The organism is Sciscionella marina DSM 45152, from assembly GCF_000379465.1.
Classification (GTDB): domain Bacteria; phylum Actinomycetota; class Actinomycetes; order Mycobacteriales; family Pseudonocardiaceae; genus Sciscionella; species Sciscionella marina.
Genome location: NZ_KB905392.1, coordinates 376,640 through 388,496, shown reverse-complemented (window position 1 = coordinate 388,496; position 11,857 = coordinate 376,640). Strand labels below are relative to the sequence as shown.

The following is an 11,857-nucleotide window of genomic DNA, read 5'->3' as shown; positions in this document are numbered from 1 at the left end:
CGTTAATGTCCGACCATGACTTCGATGTGGGGCGCCTCGGTCGCTTCGCGGCTGGCCGCGGTACGCAGGTCCGGGCGGGATCCGGACCAGGCCAGGTTCCTGACCCTGGACACGCTGCGCTGGATCCGGCGCAACCGCGCCTACACACCCTGGTACCTGGTGCGCTACTGGCGGCTGCTGCGCTTCCGGCTCGCCAACCCGCACGTGGTGCTGCGCGGCATGGTGTTCCTCGGCAAGCACGTGGACCTGCACTGCCGCCCCGGTTTCGGCAGGCTGGAGGTCGGCCGCTGGGTGCACATCGGGGACGGCAACTCGATCCGGTGCCATGAGGGCTCGCTGCGGATCGGTGACAAGGTCGTGTTCGGCAAGGACAATACGGTCAACTGCTACCTGGATGTGGAGATCGGGGCGGCCTCGATCGTCGCGGACTGGGTGTACCTCTGCGATTTCGACCACGTGACCTCGGATGTGCACGTGCCGATCAAGGATCAGGGCATCGTGAAGTCCCCGGTCCGGATCGGCGAGGACACCTGGGTCGGGGTGAAGGTCTCGGTACTGCGCGGCAGCCGGATCGGCAAGGGGAGCGTGCTCGGCTCGCACGCCGTCGTGCGCGGGGACATCCCGGAGTACTCCATCGCCGTCGGTACTCCGGCGCGGGTGGTGCGCAACCGGGTGGAGGACTACGAGGCGGACGCCGAGCGGCGGGCCGCGGTCGCGGACATGTCCCGTAAGGCCGCCGAGGCGCTGACCGAGACACTGCGGCACTCGGGAAGCGGCAAGGCCGGGAACGGGGATTCAGCGTAGGAAGGCGTTCCCGCTGGCGATCTTCGGGCGGCCGAGCTCGCCGTGCGCGAGGATCCGCGCATTCGCGTACACCCCGGCGGTCTGCTCGGCGATCCTGGACCAGTCGAACTGGGAGCCGAGCCTGGCCCGGGCCGCGCGGGCTCGTTTGGCCGCGGCGGCCGGGGCGTGCAGGACCGTGGAGACGGCCCCGGCCAGCTCGGACACATCGCCCGGGGTGAAGGAACAGCCGGTCACCCCGTCCACGACGACCTCGCCGAGCCCGCCGGCCCTGGAGGCCACCAGTGGGGCACCGGCCGCGGCCGATTCCAGGGCGGCGATGCCGAACGGTTCGTAGCGCGAGGGCAGCACCACGACCGAGGCTGCCCCGATCGCGGCGACGAGCGCGCGGTCGGCGAGGTGCCCGACGAAATCCACGGCCCTGCGCACCCGGAGTTTGCGGGCCTGCTCGATCAGGATGGGCAGATGCCGTCCCTCTCCGGCGATCACCAGCCGGGTACCCGGGTGCTCGCGGCGGATCTTGGGCAGCGCGGCGAGCAGATCCTGCGCGCCCTTCTCGTACTCCAGCCTGCCGAAGAACAGCAGCAGCGGGGCGCCGTCCGGGGCGTAGTGCTCCCGCGCGGCGGCGGTCCTGCGGGGGCTGGTGCGCCAGCCGCGCGGCTCGATCCCGTTGTGGATCACGGTGATCTCGTCCTCCTCACGTTCGAAGAGGTGCGCGATCTCCGTGCGCATGGCCGTGGAACAGGCGATCAGCGCGTCCGCGCGGTTGGCGAGCCACCACTCGACCGAATGCACCTGCTGGTTGAGCGGATGCGAGAGCCAGCCCGCGTGCCGCCCTGCCTCGGTGGCGTGGATGGTGCCCACCAGCGGGATCCCGCACTGCTCGGCGAGCGCGATGGCCGGATGGGTTACCAGCCAGTCATGGGCGTGCACCACGTCCGGGCGCCAGTCGCGCAGCAGCCGGTTGCCCGCACGCACCATCGCGTGCCCCATCGCCAGGGTCCACGCGACCAGGTCGTCCTCGAAGGCCAGGTGCGGCGGATCCTCGGCGACGCTGACGACTCGCACCCCGTGGATCACCTCATCGGTGCTCGGATGCGTGGTGGCGTCCGTGCCCGCCTCGCGACGGCAGAGCACGACCACCTCGTGCCCCTGCTCGACGAGGCGCGTGGCCAGCGCGTGCACATGCCTGCCCAGCCCGCCGACGACGACGGGTGGATATTCCCAGGACAGCATCAGCACGCGCATCGTGTTCCTCAACCTCCCGTCCGGGCGAGTTCTCGGGCATCGAGATGGCCGAAGACCGTATCGGTATGAGGATCGGCACCGGCCGCGAGCGCGTAGCACCGTTCGGTGTGCACCGCGGCGCGTCGCTGTGCGTAGTCGACGGCCGAGTCCTTGCTGACCATGAACGCCCAATCGCTCGCGAGCGCGAGCATCGCCTCCGAGGCGAGCCGGTCCAGCCGCGGATCGCGGAACTCGCCCGATTGATCATCTACCGCCGATAGTAGAACATGTTGCAGTTTTTCGTTAGCCTCGACGATGTCCGCGACCTTGCCGCCCTCCCAGACCCGCCAGTCCTTCCCGGATCCCCAGGAGGAGGCGGGCAGCTCGACCGGGGCGCCGACGTGCCCGGATTCGATCGCTCCGCGCAGCGTGGTCACCTCGATGCCCGCCTCGGGCAGCGCCCGCAGCACCCCCTCCAGCCAGGCGGGGCCCTCATGCCACCAGTGCCCGTAGAGCTCGGTGTCGTAGGCGGCGACCACCAGTGAGGGCTTGCCGTGCCGTTCACGCAGTTCGGTGAGCCGGGAGCGGACCAGGTCCACGAAATCGGCCACGTGCTTGTCCACGGCCTGCGCGGCCCGCTGTGGCTCGTAGGGCTTCTTCTCCCCGGGCGGCACCGTCTTCCCGGTCACCCGTGAGGGTTTGAGTCCGGAAGGATGATCGAAGGTGTGGAAATCCCGGTAGGCCGGATCACCCGGATAGCCCGATTTCGGTGACCACACCCGGTAGGCGACCTCGAGGTCCCGGCCGAAGCAGAGCACATCCGAGTCACCGACGGGGCGTGCGGCCGCGGTGTCCCCGTGCAGCGCGGGACCGTCCACCAGGAAGCGGCGTACCCCGGAGGCCGCGTATCCCGCCTCCATACCGGGGGAATAGCCGCACTCCGGCGCCCAGATCCCCTCCGGTGTGGAGCCGAGCCGCAGCGCCGTGTCCGCCAGCCCGCTGCGCAGCGCGAACTCCCGCAGCCGCGGATCGAGCAGCGGCTGGAAGGGGTGGGTGACCGGACCGCCGAGCAGTTCCACCGCGCGCGCGTCCACCAGGCGGCGCAGCAGCGGGGAGAACCCGTGCCGCCAGCGCGTCTCGAAGTCCTCCAGCGCGAACTCGGCATCCCGATACTCCGCCGCGGCGACCTCGCGCAGCAGCGGATCGGCCGAACGCCAGCGGTTCCCCGCGTACTGCGCGCGCACCGACCAATTGCCCAGCCAGTCGTGCGCCCCGCGCAGGCTGTACGGATCGTCCAGCTGCGCCGCGAGCACCGGGGTCACGCCGAGGGTGAGCACGTCCTCGCGCCCTTCGGCGGCGAACCGTTCGAGCATCCGGACCAGCGGCAGATAGGAGTGCGCCCATGCCTGGTAGAGCCATTCCTCGCCGACCGGCCAGGTACCGTGCCCGGCCAGCCAGGGCAGGTGACTGTGCAGCACCATGCAGAAGGTGCCCAGCTTCTCCTCGCTCATCGCGCTCCCTCCCTGCGGGAGCTCCGCGTTTCGCGGCGGCGCTGTATCAACGATTGCCTCGCGAGCTCGCTCATGGGCGCACCGCCACCGCGACCAGGTCCAGGCTCTCGTCGAGCGCCTCGGCATGCAGCACGAAGTCCTCCGCGCGGATCGCGGTCACATCGGCGAGCAGCCCGGACGGCCAGCTCGCCTGTCCGGGGAGGGAATGCAGCACGACCTCGAGCTGCGCGTCGATGATCGAACCTCCGTAACGGGTGTCGAGTTCACACAGGCCGGGCCCGTGATGGACGCCGAGCAGTTCGCGCACCTCGAAACCGGCCGCGCCCAGCAGCCCGGCGAGCTCGGCAGGTGCGAGTTCCCTCGTATGGTACGGGTTCAGCGGGGTGTCCCGGCCCGGTGAGAAGGTCAGCCGATTGGGTGTGGTCACCAGCAGGATTCCGCCCGGGCGGAGCACCCGATGGCAGTCCGCGAGAAAACCCTCCTGATCGGGGAGGTGTTCGAGTACCTGGGAATGCATGATCACCTCGACCGCGCCGGTGCGGACCGGGATCCTGCCCAGGTCCGCCTGCACCGCGGGGACGCCGTACGCGGCGTGCACATGCCGCACCGCGTCCAGGTCGTAGTCCAGTGCGAGCACCGAGGCGGCGCGATCGGCGATCATCGCCGCGCCGTAGCCCTCACCGCAGCCCGCCTCGAGTACCGCCCGGCCCACGCAGTGCGGCAACAGCTCCTGGTAGGCGATCTCGTGGCGGCGGAACCAGTAGTTCTCCTCGGCGACGCCGGGTACCGTGCGTTCCCCGGCCAGGTGCAGCGTCGTCTGCGGGTCGGTCACCCTTGCCCCATTCGCTTCGGTTACTGGATGGTAGGTGCACGGTACCCAAAACGGGTGCGACTCGGCAGGGCAGCCCCGGGCCCGGCGCTTCCGGTCAGGACAGTTCGGCCTCCGCGGCGGCGAGGGTGGCGAACTCCTCCTCGGGGGCGTTGGCCACCAGGTGATGACGGCTGTAGAACCAGAAGTAGGCGATCAGCACGAGCAGTATGCCCGCGGTGATGAGCGCGGCGAGGATGTCCACCAGGAAGGTCGCCACGACCGCGGCGATGGCGAGGACCATGGACACCGAGGTGGTCACCGCGCCTCCCGGAGTGCGGTACGGGCGGACGAGCCCGGGTTCCTTGCGGCGCAGCACGATGTGCGAGAGGTTGAGCAGCACATAGGACACGGTGGCGCCGAACACTGCGATGTTGATCAGCTTGGCGCCGTCCTGAGTGAGCGCGGCGAGCAGGAAACCTGCCGTTCCCGGCACGATCAGCGCCAGATACGGGGTCTTGCGCTTCCCGGTGACCGAGAGCCACCGCGGCAGATACCCGGCGCGGGAGAGCGCGAACAGCTGGCGCGAGTAGGCGTAGATCGCGGAGAAGAAGCTGGCGACGAGCCCGGCGAGGCCCACGTAGTTGACCGTGGTGGCCAGCCAGCCGTTCCCGGCGGCGGCGCGCGCGGCCGCGGGGAGCGGATTGTCGCCGTGCCCGACGACGCTTGCCCCGCCACCGCCCGCGGTGGTGAACAGCACGGCGAAGCCGAGCACGAGCAGCACGCCCATGGCGAGCTTGATGCCGCGCGGCATGTCCCTGCGCGGATCGCGCGCCTCCTCGGCGGCCAACGGCAGTCCTTCGACGGCGAGGAAGAACCAGATGCCATAGACCAGCGCGGCCAGGATTCCGGCGACCCCGAACGGGAGGAACCAGCTCGAACCGAAGGATCCGTTCGGCGGGATGTCGAACAGTCTCGCCGGGGAAAAATGCGGGATCATGCCCGCCGCGAAGATCACGAGTCCGAGGATGGCGAGCACGGTGATCGCCAGCAGCAGCCGCAGTGCCTCGCCGACCCCGCGCAGGTGCACGCCGACGAAGATCGCGTAACAGACCAGGTACACCGGCCAGCCGTTGGTGATGCCGAACAGGTGCAGGGATTCCACATAGCCGCCGATGAACACCGAGATCGCCGCGGGCACGATCGCGTACTCGATCAGGATCGCCGCGCCGGTGGCGAACCCGCCGAGCGGGCCCAGCGCGCGACGGGCGAACCCGTAGCCGGCGCCCGCGACCGGGAGCGCGGAGGACAGTTCGGCGAGGCCGAGGGTCATGGTGGTGTACATGACCGCCATCAGCGCGGTGGCGATCAGCAGTCCGCCCCAGCCGCCGAGGGCGAGGCCGAACTGCCAGCCGGAGTAGTTGCCGCTGATCACGTAGGCGATGCCGAGGCCGGCGAGCAGCACCCAGCCTGCCTGACCGGTGCGCAAACTCCGCGCCCGCAGATAGTCCTGGCCGGCCACCTGGAAATCGGCGCCGGAGCGGTGCTGTGGTCCGTCCATGCGAACCTCCTCACGCCATCGGGATGGTTGACACGAACTCACCCGGTTCGGTTCGATGTGCTCAATGGGTCACTGTAGATCCATTGACTCTTCAGTGGAAGGACCGAACGGATGGCCGAACGCAGCGGGATGCTCGATCTCGTCGGGCTGCGCGCACTCGTGGACGCGGGCACGGTGGACACCGTCGTCGTCGCGATGACCGATATGCAGGGCAGGCTGGTGGGCAAGCGGTGCTCGGCGCGGTTCTTCCTGGACGAGGTGGCCGAGCATGCGACCGAGGCGTGCAACTATCTGCTCGGTGTGGACGTCGAGATGGCCACGGTCGGCGGTTACGAGATCACCTCCTGGGAACGCGGATACGGGGATTTCGTACTGCGCCCGGATTTCGCCACGCTGCGCCTGCTTCCCTGGCAGCCGGGGACCGCCCTGGTGCTCGCCGATGTGGAATGGCTGGACGGCGCCCCGGTTCCGGTCTCCCCGCGGCAGGTGCTGCGCGCCCAGCTGGACCGGCTCGCGGAGCGGGGGCTCGAGGCCTTCGTCGGCACCGAGCTGGAGTTCATGGTGTTCGAGGACAGCTTCGAATCCGCGTGGGACAACGGATATCGCGGGCTCACCCCGGCGAACCGGTACAACGTGGACTACTCGATTCTCGGCGGCACCCGGGTGGAACCACTGCTGCGCGACATCCGCACCGCGATGGACGGCGCGGGAATGTACGTGGAATCCGCGAAAGGGGAGTGTTTTCCCGGTCAGCACGAGATCGCGTTCCGCTACGGGCCTGCGCTTTCCAGCTGTGACGACCACACGATATACAAGACGGGTGCGAAGGACATCGCGGCCGCGCACGGGAACAGCCTCACGTTCATGGCGAAATACGATGAGCGCGAGGGGAATTCCTGTCATATCCACATCAGCCTCCGGGAGCGTTCGGGTGGCCCGGTGTTCGCGAGCGGGGACGGGATGTCGCCGCTGATGGAGCATTTCCTCGCCGGGCAGCTGGCGGGTCTGCGAGACCTCACCTATTTCTTCGCGCCCAACATCAATTCCTACAAGCGCTACGCCCCGGGAAGTTTCGCGCCGACCGCGGTGGCCTGGGGGACCGACAACCGCACCTGCGCGTTGCGCGTCGTCGGGCACGGGCCTTCGCTGCGTGTGGAGAACCGGGTGCCGGGCGGGGACGCGAACCCCTACCTCGCGGTCGCCGCCCTGATCGCGGCCGGGTTGCACGGCATCGAGAACGAGCTGCCTCTCGAGCCCGAACTCGCCGGGAACGCCTACACCGCGGACAAGCCTTCGGTGCCCGCCACCCTGCAGGAAGCCGCGGACGCCTTGGCGCACAGCGAGATCGCGCGCACCGCCTTCGGTGCGGATGTCGTGGCGCACTATCTCAACGCCGCACGGGTCGAACTGGCCGCGTTCGGCTCGGCGGTCACCGATTGGGAGCGGACTCGTGGTTTCGAACGGTTCTAAGAGTGCGTCCGAGAGCTCTCCTCCGTTGCGGGCGGGAGGCAGATCGGCGCTGGCCTGCGGGGCACCCGCAACCGAGGTCGGCAAGGCGGAGGATCGAGCCGCAGTGGGTTTCTGCGGTGATCGACGACAACGCTGCGAGGCGCCGATCCGGCCCCGCGCAGCAGGATACGGAGTTCTCGGATGTGCTCTCAGGCACCGGTCATCGGGCTCACCGCGTACGCCCAGCGCGCGCGGTTCGGCGTGTGGGACACCGAAAGCGTTGTGCTGCACCGGAACTATGTGGACGCGGTGAGCCGGGCGGGCGGGGTCGCCGTGCTGCTTCCCCCGGTGCCCGGGGCGGCGGATGCCGTGCTGCGCGCGGTGGACGGGATCGTGCTCTCCGGCGGACCGGATGTGGAACCCGCCCGCTACGGCGCCGCGCGTGCCGCCGAGACCGGACCGCCCGCCGAGGATCGCGACGGCTTCGAACTGGAACTCGCGCGTGCGGCACTGGATCGCGGGCTGCCGATCCTGGGCGTGTGCCGGGGATTGCAGATCCTCAACACCGGGCTCGGCGGCACCCTCGAACAGCACATCGACGAACCGAGGGCGCCGACCCATCAGCCGGCTCCCGGGGAGTTCGGCGCGCACGAGGTGACCGTCACCGAGGGCTCGCGGCTTTCCGAAGTGCTCGGTGGGCGAGCCGGAGCGTGCTGTCATCACCATCAGGCGGTCGGGCGGCTCGCCGAAGGACTGCGCGCGGTGGCGCACGCCGGGGACGGCACGATCGAGGGCGTGGAACTGCCCGGGGAATCGTTCGTGCTCGCGGTGCAATGGCATCCCGAGGCCGCGCGGGGAGACGACAGATTGTTCGAAGCACTGGTACGGGAGTGCGTATGAGTTTCGCCGTTCTCAATCCGTCGACCGAACAGGTGATCCGCTCGATCGAGCTGGCGAGCGCGGAAGAGGCAGATGCCGCCATCGCGAAGGCACACGAGGCCTGGCCCGCCTGGCGCGAGCTCGCCCCGGGGCGGCGTGCGGAGTTGTTGCGTGCCTTCGCCGACGAGGTCGACGCGGACCTGGAGAATCTCGCCGGGCTCGAGGTCGCCAATTCCGGGCACACGATCGGGAACGCGCGCGGCGAGGCGGGCAATGTCCGGGACGTGCTGCGGTACTACGCGGCGGCCCCGGAACGGTTGTGCGGCAAGCAGATCCCGGTCGCGGGCGGACTGGATGTGACCTTCCACGAGCCGCTCGGCGTGGTCGGGGTGATCGTGCCGTGGAACTTCCCGATGCCGGTGGCCGGCTGGGGTTTCGCGCCCGCGCTCGCCGCGGGCAACACCGTGGTGCTCAAGCCCGCGGAGAACACCCCGCTCACCGCCTTGCGGCTGGCCGAGCTCGCCGCACGCGCCGGGATCCCCAGCGGGGTCTTCACGGTGCTGCCAGGGCTCGGAGACGTAGTGGGGCAACGGTTCGTGGACAATCCGGTCGTGCGCAAGGTGGTGTTCACCGGGTCCACGCGCACCGGGAAACGGGTGATGGCCGGCGCGGCGAACTCGATCAAACGGGTCACCCTCGAACTCGGCGGCAAGAACTCGAACATCGTGTTCGCGGACGCGGATCTGGAACGTGCCGCGGCCGCGGCACCCTACGGCGTGTTCGACAACGCGGGCCAGGATTGCTGCGCCCGCTCCAACATCCTCGTCGAGCGCTCGGCCTACGAACGGTTCCTGGAACTCATGGAACCGGTGGTGCGCGGGTTCGCCGTCGGGGACCCGGCGCGGGAGAGCACCGAGATGGGGCCACTGATCTCGGCGGCGCACCGGGACAAGGTGCGCGGCTACGTCGACGGCGCCCCGGTCGCCTACACCGGTTCCGCGCCGCAGGGGCCCGGTTTCTGGTTCCCGCCGACCGTGCTCGCCCCGATCGCCGCGGACCATCCCGCGGTGACCGAGGAGGTGTTCGGTCCGGTGGTCTCGGTGCTGCCGTTCGACACCGAGGCCGAGGCGATCACGCTGGCCAACAACACCGAGTACGGGCTCTCCGGTTCGCTCTGGACCCGCGATCTGGGCAAGGGGATCCGGGTCTCCCGTGGAGTGCGGGCCGGGAATCTCTCGGTCAATTCGCATTCCGCGGTGCGCTATCACACCCCGTTCGGCGGTTTCGGGCAGTCCGGGATCGGCAGGGAGCTCGGGCCGGACGCGGCCGAGGAGTTCACCGAAACCAAGAACGTATTCATCAGCACGGAGGAATAGGGATATGCAGCGATTCGAAGGCAAGAGCGTGGTCATCACCGGTGCAGCGAGCGGGATCGGGCTGGCCGCGGCGCGCCGCTTCGCCGAAGAGGGGGCCACCGTGGTGATCGGGGACCTGGACGAGGAGAACGGCACCCGGTACGCGGCCGAACTCGGCGGGCACTTCGTCCGGGTCGACGTGGCCGAGCGGGATCAGGTGGAGAACCTGTTCGCCGAGACGAAACGGCGCTGCGGCAGCGTGGATGTCGCCTTCAACAACGCGGGGATCTCCCCGAACGACGACGGTTCCATTCTGGAGACCGGGATCGAGGCCTGGGACCGGGTCCAGCGGATCAATCTGACCAGCGTCTACCACTGCTGCAAGGCGGCCATCCCGTACATGCGCGAGCAGGGCAAGGGCTCGATCGTGAACACCGCCTCCTTCGTCGCGGTCATGGGCGCGGCGACCAGCCAGATCTCCTACACCGCTTCCAAGGGCGGGGTGCTGGCCATGACCCGCGAGCTCGGTGTGCAGTTCGCCCGCGAGGGGATCCGGGTGAACGCGCTGTGCCCCGGACCGGTGAACACCCCGCTGCTCAAGGAACTGTTCGCCAAGGACCCGGAGCGCGCCGAGCGGCGGCTGGTACACGTGCCGGTCGGGCGGTTCGCCGAGCCGGAGGAGATCGCGGCGGCCACCGCGTTCCTCGCCAGCGACGACGCGTCGTTCATCACCGCCTCGGAATTCCTCGTGGACGGCGGCATCTCCGGGGCCTACGTCACCGCGCTCTGAGACCGTCCTGGTCACACCGGGTCGATCACTGAGTGTGACCAGGGTTCCACTCCTTGGTGACGGGTTTCCGGCGCCCGGCGCAGCCGCTACACTGCCGGGCGACAACAACATACGGGCCGCTACGGCGCGGACGGGAGAGCTCGCGGACGCGGGCACCGAAGGAGCAACCACCCCGGCAAACTCTCAGGTCCAGATACCGTCCATCGCCAGGCCACTCTGGAAAGCGGGCATCCCGGATGCCCCACCAACGGTGCAAGTCGCCAGTGCGGCGGCGAAGCTCTCAGGTCCCATGACAGAGGGGGAGTTCCCACGGGTGAAGTCACCCGTGACGCAGGACCGAGAGGAGCTCCCGATGGACCGAGAACCAGGCCGCGCCCGTAGGCTCGTGTGGTGACCATGAGCACAAGCCCCTTACAGGACGTACACGCCGAACTCGGCGCCAACTTCACCGATTTCGCGGGCTGGCAGATGCCGCTGCGCTATGGCAGTGAGCTCGCCGAGCACAAGGCCGTGCGCGAGTCGGCAGGCCTGTTCGACCTCTCGCACATGGCCGAGATCGCGGTGACCGGCCCGGGCGCGCTCGCCGCGCTGAACTACGCCTTCGTCGGCAACATCGGCACCGTGAAACCGGGCCGCGCCAGGTACACGATGCTCTGCGACGCGAACGGCGGGGTGCTCGACGACCTGGTCGTGTACCACACCGGGGAAAACGAGTACCTGGTCGTGGCGAACGCGGCCAACCACGATGTGGTGCTCGCCGAGCTGACCGAACGCGCGGGCGGCTTCGAGGCCGAGGTGACCGACCGGACCTATGAGACCGCGCTCATCGCGCTGCAGGGCCCGGAATCGACCGCGATCATCGCCGAGCACAGCGATACCGAACTCGACACGCTCAAGTACTACGCGGCCCGCCCGGCCATCGTCGCCGGGCTCGAGGTGCTGCTCGCCCGCACCGGATACACCGGGGAGGACGGGTTCGAGCTCTACCTGCCGAACGCGCAGGCCCCCGAGCTCTGGCGGGTGCTCGCCGCGCACGAAGAGGTCCTGCCCTGCGGGCTCGCCAGCCGGGACACGCTGCGCCTGGAGGCGGGAATGCCGTTGTACGGCAACGAACTCGGTACCGGGACCACACCCGCGGACGCCGGGCTCGGGCGCGTGGTGCGGTTCGACAAGGAAGGGGACTTCGTCGGCAGGCAGGCGCTCGCCGATGCCGAACAGACCCGCAAGCTCGTGGCGCTGCGCGGTACCGGGCGCCGCGCCCCGCGTACCGGCTACCCGGTGCTCGCGAACGGAGCACCGATCGGTGAGATCACGTCCGGCGCGCTGTCACCCACGCTTGGTTACCCCATCGCGCTCGCCTATGTTGAGCCCGGAAATGCCGAGGAGGGCACCGAGCTCGCGGTCGACATCCGTGGCCGCTCGACCGAGCCGGTGACCGTCGTCGCACTGCCTTTCTACCGTCGAGGAGAGTAAGAC

The 11,857-nt window shown here is 69.4% G+C and carries 10 protein-coding genes and 1 riboswitch; of the genes, 6 read left to right on the top strand and 4 right to left on the bottom strand.

The window, feature by feature from the left end:
• Positions 1 to 15: 15 nt before the first annotated feature.
• Positions 16 to 804 (top strand): acyltransferase, encoded by a 789-nt coding sequence (locus A37U_RS0118775; RefSeq protein WP_020498209.1) that lies wholly within the window; start codon positions 16 to 18, stop codon positions 802 to 804.
• Here A37U_RS0118775 and A37U_RS0118770 read toward each other — a convergent pair.
• From A37U_RS0118770 to eat, 4 genes are all read right to left on the bottom strand, one after another.
• Positions 796 to 2,049 (bottom strand): glycosyltransferase family 4 protein, encoded by a 1,254-nt coding sequence (locus A37U_RS0118770; RefSeq protein ID WP_020498208.1) that lies wholly within the window; start codon positions 2,047 to 2,049, stop codon positions 796 to 798. The two genes, A37U_RS0118775 and A37U_RS0118770, sit on opposite strands and share 9 nt — an antisense overlap.
• Before the next feature lie 8 nt (positions 2,050 to 2,057).
• The gene (locus A37U_RS0118765; protein WP_020498207.1) at positions 2,058 to 3,539 is read right to left on the bottom strand and encodes a 1,4-alpha-glucan branching protein domain-containing protein; all 1,482 of its coding nucleotides are present in this window, start codon (positions 3,537 to 3,539) and stop codon (positions 2,058 to 2,060) included.
• A 70-nt stretch (positions 3,540 to 3,609) separates the two neighbouring features.
• On the bottom strand, positions 3,610 to 4,371 hold the full coding sequence (locus A37U_RS0118760) for a class I SAM-dependent methyltransferase (protein WP_020498206.1): 762 nt from the start codon (positions 4,369 to 4,371) through the stop codon (positions 3,610 to 3,612).
• 94 nt (positions 4,372 to 4,465) lie between these two features.
• Positions 4,466 to 5,908: an ethanolamine permease gene (gene eat, locus A37U_RS0118755; protein ID WP_020498205.1), complete on the bottom strand. Its 1,443-nt coding sequence runs from the start codon at positions 5,906 to 5,908 to the stop codon at positions 4,466 to 4,468.
• Between the two features lie 111 nt (positions 5,909 to 6,019).
• Between eat and A37U_RS0118750 the strand changes: the two genes are divergently transcribed.
• From A37U_RS0118750 to gcvT, 5 genes are all read left to right on the top strand, one after another.
• Positions 6,020 to 7,378 (top strand): glutamine synthetase family protein, encoded by a 1,359-nt coding sequence (locus A37U_RS0118750; protein ID WP_020498204.1) that lies wholly within the window; start codon positions 6,020 to 6,022, stop codon positions 7,376 to 7,378.
• Between the two features lie 180 nt (positions 7,379 to 7,558).
• Entirely contained in the window at positions 7,559 to 8,257 is a 699-nt protein-coding gene (locus tag A37U_RS0118745; protein WP_020498203.1) for a gamma-glutamyl-gamma-aminobutyrate hydrolase family protein, read from the top strand.
• Positions 8,254 to 9,612 (top strand): aldehyde dehydrogenase family protein, encoded by a 1,359-nt coding sequence (locus A37U_RS0118740; RefSeq protein ID WP_020498202.1) that lies wholly within the window; start codon positions 8,254 to 8,256, stop codon positions 9,610 to 9,612. The genes A37U_RS0118745 and A37U_RS0118740 overlap by 4 nt, the downstream gene beginning before the upstream one ends.
• A 4-nt stretch (positions 9,613 to 9,616) precedes the next feature.
• Positions 9,617 to 10,381 (top strand): 3-oxoacyl-ACP reductase, encoded by a 765-nt coding sequence (locus A37U_RS0118735; RefSeq protein ID WP_020498201.1) that lies wholly within the window; start codon positions 9,617 to 9,619, stop codon positions 10,379 to 10,381.
• A 121-nt stretch (positions 10,382 to 10,502) separates the two neighbouring features.
• Positions 10,503 to 10,590, top strand: a riboswitch (glycine riboswitch).
• 187 nt (positions 10,591 to 10,777) lie between these two features.
• On the top strand, positions 10,778 to 11,854 hold the full coding sequence (gene gcvT / locus A37U_RS0118730; protein WP_205622970.1) for a glycine cleavage system aminomethyltransferase GcvT: 1,077 nt from the start codon (positions 10,778 to 10,780) through the stop codon (positions 11,852 to 11,854).
• The last annotated feature ends 3 nt before the right edge of the window (positions 11,855 to 11,857 follow it).

What these genes read in the sequence shown, in the direction of transcription:
- A37U_RS0118745 (WP_020498203.1), top strand. Translation starts at nt 7,559, where the DNA reads ATGTGCTCTCAGGCACCGGTCATCGGGCTCACCGCGTACGCCCAGCGC.
- eat (WP_020498205.1), bottom strand. Translation starts at nt 5,908, where the DNA reads ATGGACGGACCACAGCACCGCTCCGGCGCCGATTTCCAGGTGGCCGGC.
- A37U_RS0118765 (WP_020498207.1), bottom strand. Translation starts at nt 3,539, where the DNA reads ATGAGCGAGGAGAAGCTGGGCACCTTCTGCATGGTGCTGCACAGTCAC.
- A37U_RS0118735 (WP_020498201.1), top strand. Translation starts at nt 9,617, where the DNA reads ATGCAGCGATTCGAAGGCAAGAGCGTGGTCATCACCGGTGCAGCGAGC.
- gcvT (WP_205622970.1), top strand. Translation starts at nt 10,778, where the DNA reads ATGAGCACAAGCCCCTTACAGGACGTACACGCCGAACTCGGCGCCAAC.
- A37U_RS0118740 (WP_020498202.1), top strand. Translation starts at nt 8,254, where the DNA reads ATGAGTTTCGCCGTTCTCAATCCGTCGACCGAACAGGTGATCCGCTCG.
- A37U_RS0118775 (WP_020498209.1), top strand. Translation starts at nt 16, where the DNA reads ATGACTTCGATGTGGGGCGCCTCGGTCGCTTCGCGGCTGGCCGCGGTA.
- A37U_RS0118770 (WP_020498208.1), bottom strand. Translation starts at nt 2,049, where the DNA reads ATGCGCGTGCTGATGCTGTCCTGGGAATATCCACCCGTCGTCGTCGGC.
- A37U_RS0118750 (WP_020498204.1), top strand. Translation starts at nt 6,020, where the DNA reads ATGGCCGAACGCAGCGGGATGCTCGATCTCGTCGGGCTGCGCGCACTC.